This window comes from Streptomyces sp. NPDC047981, assembly GCF_040653315.1.
Classification (GTDB): Bacteria; Actinomycetota; Actinomycetes; order Streptomycetales; family Streptomycetaceae; genus Streptomyces.
In genome coordinates, this window is record NZ_JBEZNQ010000042.1 from 1 (window position 1) to 18,064 (window position 18,064).

General features: G+C 72.3%; 13 protein-coding genes. 10 read left to right on the forward strand and 3 right to left on the reverse strand.

Translation table 11 applies throughout. The features are described from left to right. The first annotated feature begins 269 nt into the window (after positions 1-269). The 5 genes from AB0E14_RS23980 (at position 270) to AB0E14_RS24000 (ending at position 8,314) form a co-directional block, all read left to right on the forward strand. Positions 270-1,748 carry a 3' terminal RNA ribose 2'-O-methyltransferase Hen1 gene (locus AB0E14_RS23980; RefSeq protein ID WP_362421614.1) on the forward strand — a complete coding sequence of 493 codons (1,479 nt, stop codon included), beginning with the start codon at positions 270-272 and terminating at the stop codon, positions 1,746-1,748. Then, a complete protein-coding gene (locus tag AB0E14_RS23985; protein WP_362421617.1) occupies positions 1,745-4,288 on the forward strand; it encodes a polynucleotide kinase-phosphatase in 2,544 nt (847 codons plus the stop codon). The genes AB0E14_RS23980 and AB0E14_RS23985 overlap by 4 nt, the downstream gene beginning before the upstream one ends. A 45-nt stretch (positions 4,289-4,333) precedes the next feature. Next, complete coding sequence (locus tag AB0E14_RS23990; RefSeq protein ID WP_362421619.1) at positions 4,334-5,566, forward strand: arginine deiminase; 1,233 nt, start codon at positions 4,334-4,336, stop codon at positions 5,564-5,566. Positions 5,567-5,680: 114 nt separating this feature from the next. Then, the gene (argF, locus tag AB0E14_RS23995; protein ID WP_362421622.1) at positions 5,681-6,691 is read left to right on the forward strand and encodes an ornithine carbamoyltransferase; all 1,011 of its coding nucleotides are present in this window, start codon (positions 5,681-5,683) and stop codon (positions 6,689-6,691) included. A 162-nt stretch (positions 6,692-6,853) separates the two neighbouring features. Next, complete coding sequence (locus AB0E14_RS24000; protein WP_362421625.1) at positions 6,854-8,314, forward strand: amino acid permease; 1,461 nt, start codon at positions 6,854-6,856, stop codon at positions 8,312-8,314. Here the strand turns inward: AB0E14_RS24000 and AB0E14_RS24005 are convergent. Further along, entirely contained in the window at positions 8,268-8,720 is a 453-nt protein-coding gene (locus AB0E14_RS24005; protein ID WP_362421628.1) for an ATP-binding protein, read from the reverse strand. The genes AB0E14_RS24000 and AB0E14_RS24005 overlap by 47 nt on opposite strands. A gap of 234 nt (positions 8,721-8,954) precedes the next feature. Between AB0E14_RS24005 and AB0E14_RS24010 the strand changes: the two genes are divergently transcribed. After that, positions 8,955-9,782 carry an enoyl-CoA hydratase family protein gene (locus AB0E14_RS24010; protein WP_362421631.1) on the forward strand — a complete coding sequence of 276 codons (828 nt, stop codon included), beginning with the start codon at positions 8,955-8,957 and terminating at the stop codon, positions 9,780-9,782. Positions 9,783-9,784: 2 nt separating this feature from the next. Then, positions 9,785-12,097, forward strand: coding sequence for a bifunctional salicylyl-CoA 5-hydroxylase/oxidoreductase (locus AB0E14_RS24015; protein ID WP_362421634.1), 2,313 nt, complete (start codon positions 9,785-9,787; stop codon positions 12,095-12,097). Here AB0E14_RS24015 and AB0E14_RS24020 read toward each other — a convergent pair. Further along, positions 12,084-12,905, reverse strand: coding sequence for a PaaX family transcriptional regulator C-terminal domain-containing protein (locus AB0E14_RS24020; RefSeq protein WP_362421637.1), 822 nt, complete (start codon positions 12,903-12,905; stop codon positions 12,084-12,086). The two genes, AB0E14_RS24015 and AB0E14_RS24020, sit on opposite strands and share 14 nt — an antisense overlap. 21 nt (positions 12,906-12,926) lie before the next feature. After that, positions 12,927-14,579, reverse strand: a complete 1,653-nt coding sequence (locus AB0E14_RS24025) for an AMP-binding protein (protein ID WP_362421640.1) — start codon at positions 14,577-14,579, stop codon at positions 12,927-12,929. Positions 14,580-14,688: 109 nt separating this feature from the next. Between AB0E14_RS24025 and AB0E14_RS24030 the strand changes: the two genes are divergently transcribed. The 3 genes from AB0E14_RS24030 to AB0E14_RS24040 all read left to right on the forward strand — a co-directional run bounded on the left by AB0E14_RS24030 (position 14,689) and on the right by AB0E14_RS24040 (position 18,048). Continuing rightward, positions 14,689-15,999 carry an acyl-CoA dehydrogenase family protein gene (locus AB0E14_RS24030; protein WP_362421643.1) on the forward strand — a complete coding sequence of 437 codons (1,311 nt, stop codon included), beginning with the start codon at positions 14,689-14,691 and terminating at the stop codon, positions 15,997-15,999. Beyond that, positions 15,996-16,394 (forward strand): RidA family protein, encoded by a 399-nt coding sequence (locus tag AB0E14_RS24035; protein WP_362421646.1) that lies wholly within the window; start codon positions 15,996-15,998, stop codon positions 16,392-16,394. Before AB0E14_RS24030 ends, AB0E14_RS24035 begins: the two co-directional genes overlap by 4 nt. A gap of 118 nt (positions 16,395-16,512) precedes the next feature. Further along, positions 16,513-18,048 (forward strand): MFS transporter, encoded by a 1,536-nt coding sequence (locus AB0E14_RS24040; protein ID WP_362421649.1) that lies wholly within the window; start codon positions 16,513-16,515, stop codon positions 18,046-18,048. Positions 18,049-18,064: the final 16 nt, after the last annotated feature.

The window sequence follows — 18,064 nt, forward strand, 5'->3', positions numbered from 1 at the left end:
GCTATCGAGACGCTCCGGCGCCTTGCGATGCACCGCACCAGACGCCGCGGCCTGTCCGGCCCTGATCCACCGGACAGGCCCTAGGGCCTTTCGTTTGGATCATGCCGGGCTCGCGGGGTCTGGCACCGCTCCCCCAAGCTCTTCGAGCAGGGGGTACCCCGCTCCCTGATCCGGCCTGATCCAGACGAAAGGCCCATGCCGCGGCCCGCAGCCGCCCCAGCGGGGAAAATGCCTGGTCGGAGCCGGGATCTCGGACCATACTCGGACGTGTGTTCCTGACGATCAGCACTACCGGCACCCCCGAGCGTCCCGCGACCGACCTGGGCTTCCTGCTGCACAAGCATCCCGACAACGCGCAGACGTTCTCGACCTCGCACGGCACGGCGCACGTCCTCTACCCCGAGGCGACCGCCGAGCGGTGCACGGCCGCCCTCCTCCTGGAGATCGACCCCGTGGGTCTGGTGCGGCGCGGCAAGGGCAAGGGCCGGGGCGGCGCCCCCGACTCCGCGCTCGCGCAGTACGTGAACGACCGGCCCTACGCCGCGTCCTCGCTGCTCGCCGTCGCCCTCGCCACCGTCTTCAAGAGCGCCCTTCACGGCGCCTGCAAGGCGATGCCCGAGCGGGCCGCCGCGCCGCTGCCGCTGCGCGTCGAGGTCCCCGCGCTCCCCGCCCGCGGCGGCGCCGACCTGGTCCGCAAGCTGTTCGGGCCCCTCGGCTGGGACACCGTCGAGGCGGAGCCGGTGGCGCTCGACACCGCGTTCCCCGAGTGGGGCGACTCGCGCTACGTCCACCTCGTCCTCGAAGGGGAGCTGCGGCTCGCCGACGCGCTCAACCAGCTGTACGTCCTGCTGCCCGTCCTCGACGACGCCAAGCACTACTGGATCTCGCCCGACGAGGTCGACAAGCTGCTGCGCGCCGGCGACGGCTGGCTCGCCGACCACCCCGAGCAGAAGCTGATCACCAGCCGCTACCTCTCCCGCCGCTGGGGCCTGACCCGCGACGCCATGGAGCGCCTGGAACTCGTCCGCCTCGCCGAGGCGGACGGGCTCGACGTCGAGGACGTCGACAACGCCGTCGACGAGACGACCGACACCGAGGAGCGGCCGGTACCGCTCGCCGAGCAGCGCCGGGACGCGATCCTCGCCGCGCTGCGCGCGGCCGACGCCACCCGGGTGCTCGATCTCGGCTGCGGACAGGGCCAGTTGGTGCAGGCGCTGCTCAAGGACACGCGCTTCACCGACATCGTCGGCGTCGACGTGTCCGTACGCGCCCTGACGGTCGCCGGGCGGCGGCTGCGGCTCGACCGGCTCGGCGAGCGGCAGGCCGGCCGGGTGAAGCTGATCCAGGGCTCGCTCGCGTACACCGACAAGCGGCTCACCGGCTACGACGCGGCGGTCCTCAGCGAGGTCATCGAGCACCTCGACCTGCCGAGGCTGCCCGCGCTCGAATACGCCGTGTTCGGCTCGGCGCGCCCCCGTACGGTCCTCGTGACCACGCCGAACGTCGAGTACAACGTCCGCTGGGAGTCCCTCCCGGCCGGGCACGTCCGGCACAGCGACCACCGCTTCGAGTGGACCCGCGACGAGTTCCGCGCCTGGGCGGGACGCGTCGCCGAACAGTACGGATACGGAGTCCGGTTCACCCCCGTGGGCCCCGACGACCCCGAGGTCGGCCCGCCGACCCAGATGGCGGTCTTCACCCAGCAGACCGACGCGACCGACGCGACCCCGAAGGAGGAGCAGGCATGACCAGCACCGACACCACCCGCACGCTGCCCGTCACCGACCTGTCCCTCGTGGTCCTGATCGGCGCCAGCGGCTCCGGCAAGTCCACGTTCGCGCGCCGCCACTTCAGGCCCACCGAGGTCATCTCCTCCGACTTCTGCCGGGGCCTGGTCGCCGACGACGAGAACGACCAGAGCGCGAGCCGGGACGCCTTCGACGTCCTGCACTACATCGCCGGCAAGCGTCTGGAGGCGGGACGGCTGACCGTCGTCGACGCCACCAACGTCCAGCAGGAGGCCCGGCGTCAGCTCGTCCAGCTGGCCCGGCAGTACGACGTGCTCCCGATCGCGATCGTCCTCGACCTGCCCGAGGAGGTCTGCCAGGCGCGGAACGCGGACCGCCCCGACCGCGCCGACATGCCCCGGCACGTCGTCCAGCGCCACCGCCGCGAGCTGCGGCGCTCGCTGCGCGGCCTGGAGCGCGAGGGCTTCCGCAAGGTGCACGTCCTGCGCAGCGTCGAGGAGGTGGAGGCGGCCGAGGTCGTCCTGGAGAAGCGGTTCAACGACCTGCGCCACCTCACCGGACCCTTCGACATCATCGGTGACATCCACGGTTGCCGCTCCGAGCTGGAGACCCTGCTCGGCAGGCTCGGCTACGTCGACGGCCACCACCCCGAGGGCCGTACGGCCGTCTTCGTCGGCGACCTCGTCGACCGCGGCCCGGACAGCCCGGGCGTGCTGCGCCGGGTGATGTCCATGGTCGCGGCCGGGGACGCGCTCTGCGTGCCCGGCAACCACGAGAACAAGCTCGGCCGCTGGCTCAAGGGCCGCAAGGTCCAGGAGACCCACGGACTCGGCGAGACCATCGAGCAACTGGGCCGGGAGAGCGAGGAGTTCCGCGCCGAGGTGGGCGCGTTCATCGACGGGCTCGTCAGCCACTACGTCCTCGACGAGGGCCGGCTGGTGGTCTGCCACGCCGGTCTGCCGGAGAAGTACCACGGCCGGACCTCCGGCCGGGTGCGCTCGCACGCGCTGTACGGGGACACGACCGGGGAGACCGACGAGTTCGGCCTGCCGGTGCGCTACCCGTGGGCGGAGGAGTACCGCGGCCGGGCCACCGTCGTCTACGGCCACACGCCCGTCCCGAACACCTCGTGGGTCAACAACACCATCTGCCTCGACACGGGCGCCGTCTTCGGCGGGAAGATGACCGCGCTGCGCTGGCCGGAGCGCGAACTCGTCGACGTACCGGCGGAGAAGGTCTGGTACGAGCCCGCCCGGCCGCTCACCACGGACGCGCCCGGTGGTCACGAGGGCAGGCCGCTCGACCTCGCCGACGTGCACGGACGCCGGATCGTGGAGACCCGGCAGATGGGCAATGTCTCCGTGCGCGAGGAGAACGCGGCGGCGGCCCTGGAGGTCATGAGCCGGTTCGCGGTCGACCCGCGCCTGCTCGCCTACCTGCCGCCGACCATGGCACCGACCGCGACCTCGAAGCGGGAGGGCTACCTGGAGCACCCGGCCGAGGCGTTCGCGCACTACAAGGCGGACGGGGTCGAGTGGGTGGTGTGCGAGGAGAAGCACATGGGCTCGCGTGCCGTGGCGCTGGTCTGCCGCGACGCGGACGCGGCCCGCGAGCGCTTCGGGGTCACCGGAGTGACCGGCGCCCTGCACACCCGTACCGGACGGCCCTTCTTCGACGACGAGGCGGTCACCGAGGAGGTCCTCGCGCGGTTGCGGGCGGCGATCACCGCCGCCGGGCTCTGGGAGAGCCTCGACACGGACTGGCTGCTGCTCGACGGCGAGCTCATGCCGTGGTCGCTGAAGTCGGCCGGGCTGCTGCGTTCGCAGTACGCGGCCGTCGGCGCGGCCTCCCGCGCGGTCTTCCCGGGCGCGCTCGGCGCACTGGAGCAGGCGGCGGCGCGCAGGGTCGCGGGCGTGGACGCGCTGCTGGCCAAGCAGCGTGAACGGGCGGCGGACGCCGAGGCGTTCACGGAGGCGTACCGGCGCTACTGCTGGCCGACCCAGGGCCTCGAAGGGGTGCGCTTCGCCCCGTTCCAGATCCTGGGCGCGCGGGATCGCGCGCTGACGGCCGTGCCGCACGACGAGCAGCTCGGGTGGCTCGACCGCCTGGTCGACGCCGACCCGACGGGCCTGCTCCAGGTCACCCGCAGGCTCGTCGTCGACACGGGGGACGAGGAGTCGGTCAGGGCCGGGGTCGAGTGGTGGCTGGAGATGACGGCCGCCGGTGGCGAGGGCATGGTCGTCAAGCCGCTCGCCGCGCTCGTCCGGGGCGCCGACGGCCGGCTCGTCCAGCCGGGCGTGAAGGTCCGAGGCCGCGAGTACCTGCGGATCATCTACGGGCCGGAGTACACCCGCCCGGAGAACCTGGAGCGGCTGCGCAACCGCTTCCTCGGCCACAAGCGCTCGCTGGCGCTGCGCGAGTACGCGCTCGGCCTGGAGGCGGTGGAGCGGCTGGCCGGGGGCGAGCCGCTCTGGCGGGTCCACGAGGCCGTGTTCGCGGTGCTCGCCCTGGAGTCGGAGCCGGTGGATCCGCGTCTGTGAGGTGAGAACCACGCACGAGCCGCCCGGCTCCGTCAGGATGGGCGCATGGGATTCCATGTCGATTCCGAGACCGGGCGGCTCCGCCGCGTCATACTGCACCGGCCCGATCTGGAGCTGAAGCGGCTGACACCCTCCAACAAGGACGCTCTCCTCTTCGACGACGTGCTCTGGGTGCGCCGCGCCCGCCAGGAGCACGACGGGTTCGCCGACGTGCTGCGCGAGCGGGACATCGAGGTCCATCTCTTCGGGGATCTCCTCGCCGAGTCCCTCGAACTGCCCGCCGCCCGCAAGCTCGTCCTCGACCGGGTCTTCGACGAGAAGGAGTACGGCCCGCTCGCCGCCGACCACCTCCGCGCGGCCTTCGACTCGCTGGACGCCGTCGCCCTCGGGGAGGCGCTCGTCGGGGGCATGACGAAGCGCGAGTTCCTGGCCGCGCACCGGGAGCCCACCTCGGTCCGGTTCCACGCGATGGACCTGGACGACTTCATCCTCGGCCCGCTCCCGAACCACATCTTCACCCGGGACACCTCCGCCTGGATCTACGACGGGGTCTCCATCAACGCGATGCGCTGGCCCGCCCGGCAGCGCGAGACCGTCCACTTCGAGGCGATCTACAAGCACCACCCGCTCTTCGCGGGCCCGGAGGCGGGCAGCTTCCACCTCTGGTCCGAGGGCCAGGCCGACTACCCGTCCACGATCGAGGGCGGCGACGTCCTCGTCATCGGCAACGGAGCGGTCCTGATCGGCATGAGCGAGCGGACCACCCCGCAGGCGGTGGAGATGCTGGCCCGGGGGATGTTCGCGGCCGGCTCGGCCCGGACGATCATCGCCCTCGACATGCCGAAGCGGCGCGCCTTCATGCACCTCGACACGGTGATGACGATGGTCGACCAGGACACCTTCACCCAGTACGCGGGGCTCGGCATGCTCCGCTCGTACACCATCGAACCGGGCGACGAGGGGCAGTCCCTGCGGGTCACCGACCATCCGCCCGAGCAGATGCACAGCGCGATCGCCGCGGCGCTCGGCCTCCAGGACATCCGGGTCCTCACGGCGACGCAGGACGTCCACGCGGCGGAGCGCGAGCAGTGGGACGACGGCTGCAACGTCCTCGCCGTCGAGCCGGGGGTGGTCGTGGCGTACGAGCGGAACGCGACCACCAACACCCACCTGCGCAAGCAGGGCATCGAGGTGATCGAGATCCCGGGCAGCGAGCTGGGCCGGGGGCGCGGCGGCCCGCGCTGTATGAGCTGCCCGGTGGAGCGCGACGCCGTGTGAGGAACGGTCGGGGACGACGAGTGTGCGGCGTCACTGTATAGCCATACTGATATACGTATACACTTCCAGTCGCTGACTTGTTCGCCGTCCCCGACCGTATTCCAGGAGCGCCCCATGGCCACCGACCTCATCGGCCGCCACTTCCTCAAGGAGCTGGACTTCTCCGCCGAGGAGTTCCGTGGTCTCGTCGACCTGGCCGCCGAGTTGAAGGCGGCCAAGAAGGCGGGCGTCGAGGTCCAGCGGCTGCGGGGCCGGAACATCGCCCTGATCTTCGAGAAGACCTCGACCCGGACCCGTTGCGCCTTCGAGGTCGCCGCCGCCGACCAGGGCGCCTCCACCACCTACCTGGACCCCTCCGGCTCGCAGATCGGCCACAAGGAGTCGGTCAAGGACACCGCCCGGGTCCTCGGCCGGATGTTCGACGCCATCGAGTACCGGGGGGACAGCCACTCGAAGGTCGAGGACTTCGCCACGCACGCGGGCGTGCCCGTGTTCAACGGTCTGACGGACGACTGGCACCCCACCCAGATGCTCGCGGACGTCCTCACCATGACCGAGCACACGGACAAGCCGCTCGACGAGGTCGCCTTCGCCTACCTCGGCGACGCGCGCCTGAACATGGGCAACTCCTACCTCGTGACCGGCGCCCTCCTCGGCATGGACGTCCGGATCGTGGCCCCGAAGGCGTACTGGCCGGGCGAGGCGGTCGTCGCCTCGGCGCGCGCCCTCGCGGAGACCAGCGGCGCGAAGATCACCCTGACCGAGGACGTCGGCGAGGGGGTCAGGGGCGCCGACTTCGTCGCCACCGACGTCTGGGTCTCGATGGGGGAGCCCAAGGAGGTCTGGGACGAGCGGATCGCGCACCTCCTGCCGTACGCCGTGACCATGGACGTGCTGCGCGCCACCGGCAACCCGGCCGTGAAGTTCCTGCACTGCCTGCCGGCCTTCCACGATCTCGGCACGGCCGTCGGCCGCGACATCCACGCCCGGCACGGGCTGACCGAGCTGGAGGTCTCGGACGAGGTCTTCGAGTCGGCGCACTCGGTCGTCTTCGACGAGGCCGAGAACCGGATGCACACCATCAAGGCGGTCCTCGTCGCCACGATGGCAGGCGACCTCGGGTAGCCGCATACGGGGCACCTCGGATAGCGATACGCCCGATTGGGTGTATATGCGATCCCATGGTTACCATCGGATCGATCGGTGGGGTTCGGGCTCACAAGCCCGGACCCCACTCGCGCGTCCACACCCCGGACGCCCTGCTCGACCAGAGATGAGAACCCCCGCATGTCCCCGTCCGCGCCGCGGATCAAATCCCCCCAGCAGCTGATCGCCGAATCCGGCGCGGACCTCGAAGGCCACGGCCTCAAGCGCACCATGAGCCTCTTCCAGCTCGTGTGCTTCGGCATCGGCGCGATCGTCGGCACCGGGATCTTCGTCGGCCTCTCCGACAGCGTCGCCGAGGCGGGCCCCGCCGTCGTCGTCTCCTTCGTCCTGGCCGCGATCACCTGCGTCTTCACCGCCTTCTCCTTCGCGGAGCTGGGCGGCGCGATCCCCGTCTCCGGGTCCTCCTACTCCTTCGCGTACGCGAGCCTCGGCGAGCGGGTCGCGTTCCTCGTCGGCTGGTGCCTGCTCCTGGAGTACGGCGTCTCGGTCTCCGCGGTCGCGGTCGGCTGGAGCCAGTACCTGAACGAACTCCTGGACAGCCTCGTCGGGCTCCAGCTGCCGCAGGCGCTCTCCGCGGGACCCGGCGACGGCGGCGTGGTCAACCTGCCCGCCGTGGTGGTCATCGCCCTCGCCGCCGTGCTCCTCGTGCGCGGCGTCCGGGAGAGCGCCCGGGCGACGGCCGCGATGGCCGTCCTCAAGCTCGGCATCCTGGTCCTGTTCTGCGCGATCGGCTTCAGCGCCTTCCAGGACGGCAACCTCGCGCCGTTCGCCACCCACGGCGCCGCGGGGATCACCGCGGGCGCGTCCGTGGCGTTCTTCTCGTACATCGGTTTCGACGCCATCACCACCGCAGGCGAGGAGGTCAAGAACCCCCGCCGCAACATCCCCATCGCGATCCTCGTCTGCATCGGGGTCGTCACCCTGCTCTACTGCGCGGTGGCGCTCTCCGCGATCGGCGCGCTCGGCGCCGACGCCGTCGCCGACAAGCCGGCCGCGCTCTCCCTCGTCGTCGACCAGGTCACCGGGTCCTCGATCGGTGGCGGGATCATCGCCTTCGGCGCCGTCGTCGCGATCGCCTCCGTCGTCCTCGCGGTCATGTACGGGCAGACCCGCATCCTCATGTCGATGTCCCGGGACGGGCTCGTCCCCCGGGTCTTCGAGCGGGTCTCGCCGAAGAGCGCGACCCCCGTCGCCAACACCTGGATCGTGGCCGCCGTCTTCGCGGTCCCGGCCGCCTTCGCCTCGCTCGACGTGGTGGTCGGCCTGACGACCATCGGCACGCTCGCCGTCATGGCCGTCGTCAACATCGCCGTGATCGCGCTGCGCCGTCGTGACCCGGAACTGCCGCGCTCCTTCCGGGTGCCGTTCTACCCGGTGAGCCCGATCCTCGGCGTCGGCTTCTGCCTGTACCTGATCTGGGGCACCGGCTGGTCGACCTGGCTGCAGTTCGTGGTCTTCCTGGCCGTCGGAGCGCTCGTCTACGCGTTCTACGGGCGCCGCAACTCGCGGCTCGCCGCGACCGCCCCGGTGGCGGTCACCGCTCCCGCGGACGGCGCTGCCTCGGCACCGCGGGAAGGGTGAACCAGACCGCCTTGCCTTGCGCGGTGGGGCGGTGGCCGCAGTCGCCGGCGAGCGCGCGGATGAGGAGCAGTCCGCGCCCGTGCTCCTGCGACGGGTCGGGCCACTCGCAGGGGCCGGGGCCGATCAGCTCGCCCGGCCCCGCCGGTCGCCGGTCGTGCACCTCGACCTGACAGCCGCCCGGCAGCAGCTCGACGACCAGCTCGATCGGATCCCCGGGGGCCGTGTGCTCGACGGCGTTGGCGACCAGCTCGGCGGTGAGCAGTTCGGCGGTGTCGCTGTCGGCGGGCGCGGCCAGGTCGGTGAGCGCGGCGCGGACCAGGGCCCTGGCCATCGGCACGGCGGCGGTGGTGTGCGGAAGCTCGACGCGCCAGGAGGTGGGGCTGGTGGCGTCGGTGGCGTCGGCCATGGCGGGGCTCCCTTCGCCGAGGGCAGGTGAGGGGGAGGGGGGACGTGCCCGGACACGTCCGGCTTTCCACCTTACGAAGCGTGCGGGCCGATTCCATGGGCACCCCCTCCTTGGTGGCGGGGACCAGTGCCTCCAAGGTGCCGGGACCTTCGTACCTCCGCGATATCGCGCACTCGTGACGGTGGTCACAATGCAGTGATACGCTCCGGGGAGGAGGAAGGGAGGGCGTCCCCCATGAGCCCCTTTACCGGCTCCGCACCCCGTACCGAGCGCTGGCGCCATCTGCGGCTGACCGTCGACGACGGCGTCGCCACCGTCACCCTCGACCGCCCCGCGAAACTCAACGCGCTCACCTTCGGCGCCTACGCCGACCTGCGCGACCTGCTCGCCGAGCTGTCCCGGGAGCGGGCCGTCCGCGCCCTCGTCCTCGGCGGCGAGGGACGCGGCTTCTGCTCCGGCGGCGACGTGGACGAGATCATCGGCGCCACGCTCGCCATGGACACCGCCCAGCTGCTCGACTTCAACCGGATGACCGGACAGGTCGTCCGCGCGATCCGCGAGTGCCCCTTCCCCGTGATCGCCGCCGTCCACGGCGTCGCGGCCGGCGCGGGAGCCGTCCTGGCCCTCGCCGCCGACTTCCGGATCGCCGACCCGACCGCCCGCTTCGCCTTCCTCTTCACCCGCGTCGGGCTCTCCGGCGGCGACATGGGCGCGGCCTATCTGCTGCCCCGGGTCGTCGGCCTCGGCCACGCGACCAGGCTCCTCATGCTCGGCGACCCCGTCCACGCAGCCGAGGCGGAACGCATCGGCCTCCTCAGCGAACTCACCGAGGAGGGCGCCGCCACCACCCGCGCCGCCGAGCTGGCCCGCCGTCTCGCCGACGGCCCGGCCCTGGCTCACGCCCAGACCAAGGCCCTGCTCACCGCCGAACTGGACATGCCGCTCGCGGCCTCCGTCGAACTGGACGCCGCCACTCAGGCGCTCCTGATGAACGGCGAGGACTACGCCGAGTTCCACGCCTCCTTCACCGAGAAACGCGCCCCGAAGTGGCGGGGGCGCTGACGATGCCCGCGCCCGAGGAGGGCCGCGCCCCGGCCCCCGCGGCCCCCCTCCGGATCGCCGTCGTCGGCGGCGGCCCCGGCGGGCTGTACGCGGCCGCGCTGCTCAAGCGGCTCGACCCCGGCCGCGAGGTCACCGTCTGGGAGCGCAACGCCCCCGACGACACGTTCGGCTTCGGCGTCGTCCTCTCCGACGAGACCCTCGGCGGCATCGAGCACGCCGACCCGGCCGTCTACCGCGCCCTCCAGGAGGAGTTCGTCCGCTGGGACGACATCCACATCGGCCACCGCGGCCGGCTCCTCACCTCCACCGGTCACGGCTTCGCCGCCCTCGGCCGGCGCCGGCTCCTGGAGATCCTGCACGCCCGCTGCGCCGAACTCGGCGTACGGCTCCGCTTCCGCACCGAGGCGCCGCCCGCCGCCGCACTGGCCGCCGACCACGACCTCGTCATCGCCGCCGACGGCGTCCACAGCGCCACCCGCGAGGCCCACGCGGACGTGTTCCGCCCCCGGATCACCAGCCACCGCTGCCGCTACATCTGGCTCGCCGCCGACTTCGCCCTCGACGCCTTCCGCTTCGAGATCGCCGAGACCGAGCACGGGGTGATGCAGCTCCACGGCTACCCCTTCTCCGCCGACGCCTCCACCGTCATCGTCGAGATGCGCGAGGAGGTCTGGCGGGCCGCGGGCTTCGACACGATGGACGAGGACGAGTCCACCGACCGCTGCGCCAAGCTCTTCGCCGACGTGCTCGGCGGCCGCCCCCTGCGCTCCAACCGCTCCGCCTGGACCGCCTTCCGCACGGTCGTCAACGAACGCTGGTCCCACGGCACCACCGTCCTCCTCGGCGACGCCGCCCACACCGCGCACTTCTCCATCGGCTCCGGCACCAAGCTCGCCGTCGAGGACGCCCTCGCGCTCGCCGCCTGCGTCGAGGAACAGCCGACGATCCCCGAGGCGCTGGCCGCGTACGAGGCAGAACGCAGGCCCGTCGTCGAGTCCACCCAGCGCGCGGCGGCGGCCAGCCTGCGCTGGTTCGAGGAGATCGCCGGCCATCTCGACCAGCCGCCCCGCCAGTTCGCCTTCAACCTGCTCACCCGAAGCCGTCGTGTCACCCACGACAACCTGCGGCTGCGCGACCCCAGGTTCACCGAGGCGGTGGAACGCGACTTCGGCTGCCCGCTCGGCACCCCGCCGATGTTCACCCCCTTCCGGCTGCGCGGGCTCACCCTGCGCAACCGGATCGTGGTCTCCCCGATGGACCTGTACGTCGCCGAGGACGGCCTCCCCACCGACTACCACCTCGTCCACCTCGGAGCCAGGGCCCTCGGCGGCGCGGGGCTGGTCATGACCGAGATGGTCTGCGTCAGCCCCGAGGGCCGCATCACCCCCGCCTGCACCGGCCTGTGGGCCGACGAGCAGGCGGAGTCCTGGAGCCGGGTCACCTCATTCGTCCACACCAACGCCCCCGGCACGGCGATCGGCGTCCAGCTCGGCCACTCAGGCCGCAAGGGATCCACCCGCCGCATGTGGGAGGGGATCGACCAGCCGCTCCCCGAGGGCAACTGGCCGCTCGTGGCCGCCTCACCCCTGCCGTACCGCGCCGGGGTCAACCAGGTCCCGCGCGCCCTCGACCGGGCGGGCATGACCGCCGTGCGCGAGGAGTTCACCGCAGCCGCCCGGCGCGCCGCCGCCTGCGACTTCGACCTCCTCGAACTGCACTGCGCCCACGGCTACCTGCTCTCCGGCTTCCTCTCGCCGCTCACCAACCACCGCGACGACGCCTACGGCGGCCCGCTGGAGAACCGGCTCCGCTTCCCCCTCGAAGTCTTCGACGCCGTACGGGAGGTGTGGCCCGAGGACCGGCCGATGACCGTACGCCTCTCCGCGACCGACTGGGCCGACGGCGGCACCACGCCCGAGGACTCGGTGGAGATCGCCCGTGCCTTCGCCGACCACGGCGTGGACGCCCTCGACATCTCCACCGGCCAGGTCGTCCCCGACGAGCGCCCCGAGTACGGCCGCTCCTACCAGACCCCGTACGCCGACCGGATCCGGGGCGCGGTCGGCGTCCCGGTCATCGCCGTCGGCGCGATCTCCTCCTGGGACGACGTCAACTCGCTCCTCCTGGCCGGCCGCACCGACCTCTGCGCCCTGGCCCGCCCGCACCTCTACGACCCCCACTGGACCCTTCACGCGGCGGCCGACCAGGACTACCGGGGCCCGGCGGCCCCCTGGCCCGCCCCGTACCGCGCGGGCAGCCGCACGCCCCCGACGGGCCGCACGGACGCCCCCAAGCCCCGGCTCACCCTGAACTGACGTCCGCGAACCGGGCCCCCAGGTCCCGCAGCCGCTCGTGCAGCTCGGCGAAGACCGCCGCCGAACGGGCGCCCGGCCAGTCCTGGGGCAGCAGCTCGGCCGGCAGGACCGGGTCGGCGTACGGCAGGCGGCGCCAGGAGTCCAGCGCGAAGAGGTAGTCGCGGTACGCGTCCTCGGCCGAGCCCGGCGCGGCGGTCCAGGCCCTCAGCACCGGCTCGTGGGCGGCCAGGAACTCCTCGTGGAGCTTGGCGATCGACGGCAGGTCCCACCAGCGGGCCACCGACTCCGCCGTCGGCGCGTACCCCAGGTGCTCGCCCCGGAAGAGGTCCACGTACGCGGAGAGCTCCAGGCGCTCAAGGGTGTGGCGGGTCTCCTCGTACAACCGCGCCGGGGCGATCCAGACCCCCGGTGCCGCCGTCCCGAAGCCCAGCCGGGCAAGGCGCGAGCGCAGCAGATGGCGCTTGTGGCGCTCGGCCTCGGGAACGGTGAAGACGGCGAGCACCCAGCCGTCGGAGAGCGCCGGCTCGGCGCGGGCGTAGATCCGGCGGTCGCCGTCGTCCAGGAGCTGGCGGGCGTCGTCCGACAGGACGTACCCGGCGGCCCCGTCCGCCGTCCGCCGGGGCAGCAGCAGCCCTCGCCGCTTCAGCCGGGACACCGACGAGCGCACCGAAGGCGCGTCCACGCCGAGCACCGCGAGCAGCCGGATCAGCTCGGCCACCGGCAGCGGCTCCTCGCCGGGCGCGAGGCCGCGGCCGTACGCGCCGTACAGCGAGACGATCAGGGAACGGGGGGTGTGCTGCTCGACCACGTGATCACTCTAGAGCCACGCCTAAGGCGTGTCCTCCGGGGTCGCGCGCAGCCGGAAGCGCTGGAGCTTGCCGGTGGCCGTCCGGGGCAGGGCGTCCAGGAAGACGATCCTCCGGGGGCTCTTGTACGGCACGAGCCGGGCCCGGACGAAGGCCCGCAGCGCACCCGCCGTCTCCGCGTCGCGCGGCACCCCGTCCCGTACCACCGCGTACGCCACCACGATCTGGCCACGCAGCGCGTCCTCGTGCCCCACCACCGCCGCCTCGACCACGTCCGGATGGGCGAGGAGCGCCTCCTCCACCTGGGGGCCCGCGATGTTGAAGCCCGCCGAGATGATCATGTCGTCGGCGCGGGCGACGTAGCGGAAGTAGCCGTCGGCATCGCGGACGTACGTGTCGCCCGTGACGTTCCAGCCCCCGTGCACGTACTCGCTCTGGCGCGGGTCGGCCAGATACCGGCAGCCCACCGGGCCGCGCACCGCGAGGAGCCCCTCCTCGCCGTCCGGGAGTTCGGTGCCGGACCGGTCCACCACCCGTGCCTGCCAGCCGGGGACCGGCCGGCCGGTTGTGCCCGGGCGGATGTCGCCGTCGGCCGCCGAGATGAAGATGTGCAGCAGCTCCGTCGCCCCGATGCCGTTGATGAGCTTCAGACCGGTGCGGGCGTACCAGGCGTCCCAGGTCGCGGCCGGCAGGTTCTCGCCCGCCGACACGCACCGGCGCAGCGATCCCAGCGAGGCCGCCACCTCGTCGGCGCGTCCGCCGTGCCGGTCGATCTCCTCCAGCATCACGCGGTACGCCGTCGGCGCGGTGAAGAGCACCGACACCCGGTGCTCGGCGACGGCCGCCAACAACTGCTTGGGGCCCGCCTGTTCGAGCAGCAGCGCGCTGGCCCCGGCGCGCAGCGGGAAGAGCACGAGACCGCCCAGCCCGAAGGTGAAGCCGAGCGGAGGGGAGCCGGCGAAGACGTCGTCGGGCTCGGGGCGCAGCACGTGCGCGGAGAAGGTGTCGGCGACCGCGAGCACGTCCCGGTGGAAGTGCATGCACCCCTTCGGCCGCCCGGTGGTCCCCGAGGTGAAGGCGATCAGGGCCACGTCGTCGGCGGCGGTCTGCACCGCCTCGTACGCGTCGGGCGCGTCCGCTGCCAGGGTCAGCAGGTCGTCCGGGGCGTCCCCGCCGAAGGCCGTGATCCGCAGCCCCGGCACCTCGGCCTTGACCAGGTCGTCGACCGTCCGGACGTCGCACAGCGCGTGCTCGCACCGGGCCATCTCGCACATGACGGCCAGCTCCTGGGCGCGCTGCTGGGCCAGGACCGTGACGGCCACGGCGCCCGCCTTCATCACCGCGAGCCAGCAGGCCGCCAGCCAGGGGGAGGTGGGGCCGCGCAGCAGCACCCGGTTCCCGGGCCGTACGCCGAGGTCGGAGGTGAGGACGTGGGCGATCCGGTTCACCCGCCCGCTCAGCTCTCCGTAGGTCCAGACGTTGCCGTCGCCGTCCCGGAACGCGGGCCGCTCCGCGCCGAATCGTTCCACCGTGCGGTCGAGCAGCTCCGTGCCGCAGTTGAGCCGCTCCGGGTAGTCGAGCCCCGGCAGATCGAAGAGCAGTCGGGGCCACTGGTCGGCGGGCGGCAGGTGGTCGCGCGCGAAGGTGTCGTGGTGGGCCGAGGGGGTCAGCTCCATGAGTTCGTCCCCTTGTCGTGGTGGGGTCGCCCAACGAGCGTATCGTGATGATGACGACAGTCAACGGTGCGCGATAGAAGTGGTGTCGGCGAACGGGACAGGGGTCCGAATGTCCGTATTCTCACTCGATCCACAGCAGACCACCCGCTGCGCGGAACTGCGCGCCCTGGCGGCCGAACGGCTGCGGCCGATCGCCGACAAGGGCGAGCCGGGCCGCGTCAACCGCCCCCTGGTCGCCGCCCTCGGCGAGTACGGCCTGCTGGCCGGGCTCTTCGACGCAGGCGCCCTCGACCTTTGCCTGCTCCGCGAGTCGCTCGCCCAGACCTGCACGGAGGCCGAGACCGCCCTCGCGCTGCAGGGCCTCGGCGGTCACCCGGTCGCCGCCTTCGGCACCCCCGAGCAGCGGGACCGCTGGCTCCCCGAGGTCGTCGCCGGGCGGGCCGTCGCGGCCTTCGCGCTCAGCGAGCCCGAGGCCGGCTCGGACGCCGCCGCGCTCGCCCTGGAGGCCCGCCCGGACGGCGCCGGCGGCTGGCGGCTCCACGGCGAGAAGCGCTGGATCTCCAACGCCCCGGAGGCCGACTTCACCACCGTCTTCGCCCGGACCACCCCCGGCGCGGGCGCGCGCGGCGTCACCGCCTTCCTGGTCCCCGCCGACCGGCCAGGACTCTCCGGTACCCCCCTCGACATGCTCGCCCCGCACGCCATCGGCAGCCTCGTCCTCGACGGCGTCCCGGTCGGCGCCGCGGACCTCCTGGGCGAGCCCGACCGGGGCTTCCGGGTCGCCATGACCACGCTCAACCGCTTCCGCCCGAGCGTCGGCGCCTTCGCGGTCGGCATGGCCCAGGCCGCCCTCGACGCCACCCTCGCGCACACCGCGACCCGGCAGGCCTTCGGCGGCGTCCTCGGCGACCTCCAGGCCGTCGCCCACCAGGTCGCCGAGATGGCCACCCGTACCGAGGCCGCCCGCCTCCTCGTCTACGCGGCGGCGGCCGCCTACGACGCCGGGGCGGACGACGTGCCCCGCCGCGCGGCGATGGCGAAGCTGCTCGCGACCGAGACCGCGCAGTACGTCGTCGACGCGGCCGTCCAGCTGCACGGGGCACGCGCGCTGCAACGCGGCCACCTCCTGGAACACCTCTACCGGGAGGTCCGTGCCCCCCGCATCTACGAAGGCGCCACCGAGGTCCAGCGCACGATCATCGCCAAGGAGCTGTACACGGCGGCACGGAGCGCGCAACCGGGGTTCTCGCTGGAAACCCTGCAACCGGAAAGCCCACGACCGAGCGCGCCGCAACCGGATACGCCGCAACCGGAATCCCCGCAACCCGAACCTCCGCAAGCGGCAGCGCCGCAACCGGAATCCGCGCAACCGGCAGCGCCGCGACACGAGCAGCCGCAGCCGCGGGAGGCCACCGCATGAGCCTGCACCGGCACAACCCCGCCGAACTCTCCCCGCCCACCGGCTTCTCGCACGCCGTCACCGCCACCGGCTCCCGACTCGTCCTGCTCGCGGGCCAGACCAGCCTCGACCGCGACGGCAAGGTCGTCGGGGAGACCCTGCCCGAGCAGTTCGAGACCGCCCTCGCCAACCTCCTCACCGCCCTCCGGCACGCCGGCGGCTCCCCGGCCGACCTCGCCCGCGTCACGGTCTACGCCACCGACGTCGCCGACTACCGGCGCCACGTCGCCGAACTCGGCAGGATCTGGCGGCGATTGGCCGGTCGCGACTACCCGGCGATGGCCGTCATCGGAGTCGTACGGCTCTGGGACGAACAGGCGCTGGTGGAGGTGGACGGACTCGCCGTCCTGGAGTGACCGCCCGCGCTCTTGATCAACTGGAGAGTCGCAGGGCCCGGGCTTAGTGTCGAAAGGTGGACTGACCGGCCCACGGCCTCCCTCAGTGAGCGAGGGCGCGATGACTACACCGAACCCGATGCCCGACCCCGCACAGACCACGTCGCCGCCCAAGAAGAGCGGCGACGGCAAGGGCATCGCCCTCTTCGTCATCGCCTCCTGTCAGCTGATGGTCGTTCTCGACATCACGATCGTCAACATCGCGCTGCCCCACATCCAGGACTCGCTGAACTTCTCGACCACGAGCCTGTCCTGGGTGGTCAACGCCTACACGCTGACCTTCGGCGGACTGCTCCTGCTCGGCGGACGCGCCGGTGACATCCTCGGCCGGCGCCGCGTCTTCGTCTTCGGCATCCTGCTCTTCGGATTCGCCTCGCTCCTCTGCGGACTGGCCCAGAACGACTGGCAACTGCTCGCCGCCCGGGCCCTGCAGGGCGTCGGCGGCGCGATAGCCTCCCCGACCTCGCTGTCCCTGATCACCACGAACTTCGAGGAAGGCCCGGAACGCAACCGGGCCTTCGGTGTGTTCGCCGCGGTCTCGGCGGGCGGCGGAGCGATCGGCCTCGTCGCGGGCGGACTGCTCGTCGAATGGCTCGACTGGCGCTGGATCTTCTTCGTCAACGTGCCGATCGCGCTGCTGATCGTCTTCCTCACGCCCCGCCACATCAAGGAGTCCGAGCGCCACCCGGGCCACTTCGACCTCACCGGAGCGCTCACCTCCACCCTCGGCATGGTGGCGCTGGTGTACGGCTTCATCCGGGCCGCCCAGGAAGGCTGGCGGGACCCGTGGACGCTGGTCTCGTTCGGCGCGGCCGTCGTCCTGCTGCTCCTGTTCATCCTGGTGGAGCGGCGCTCCCGGCAGCCGATCACCCCGCTGCACATGTTCGCCGACCGCAACCGCGCGGGCACGTACGCGATCATGCTCTGCCTCGCGGCGGCCATCTTCGGCATGTTCTTCTTCCTGACCCTCTGGGTGCAGGACGTCCTGCACTTCAGCCCGCTGAAGACCGGCCTGGCGTTCCTCCCGGTGAGCGCGATCATCGCGGTCGGTGCCGGGCTCACCTCCAACCTCCTGCCCAGGTACGGGCCGAAGCCCTTCATGGTGGCCGGATCGTTCATGTCGGCGGTCGGCCTGTCCTGGCTGACCCTGACCGATGTCGACTCCACCTACCTGGGCAGCGTCCTCGGCCCGATCCTCGTCTTCGGCTTCGGCATGGGTCTGATCTTCGTCTCGCTGACCATCATGGCGCTGTCCAACGTCGAGCCGCAGGAGGCCGGTGCCGCGTCCGGCCTGCTCAACGCCACCCAGCAGGTGGGTGGTTCGCTCGGTCTGTCGATCCTGGTGACGGTTTTCGGCACGGCCAGCCGCAACGAGGCCAAGGACCAGATCCCCGCCTTCCTCTCCCAGGCGAGTCCGCTGGAGAAGGCCCAGTTCGCCAAGACGGGCGAACTTCCCCCGCCCTGGTCCGACGAGGTCCTCACGGCCGGTGTCTCCTCCGGATTCATCACGGCGGCGATCTTCTCCGTCGTCGCGTTCGTGGTCTCCATCTTCGTGATCCAGACCCGTGCCTCGGACATCGAACGCCTCAAGGGCGGCATGCCACCCCCCGGCTGATCCCGCGGCGGCCGGA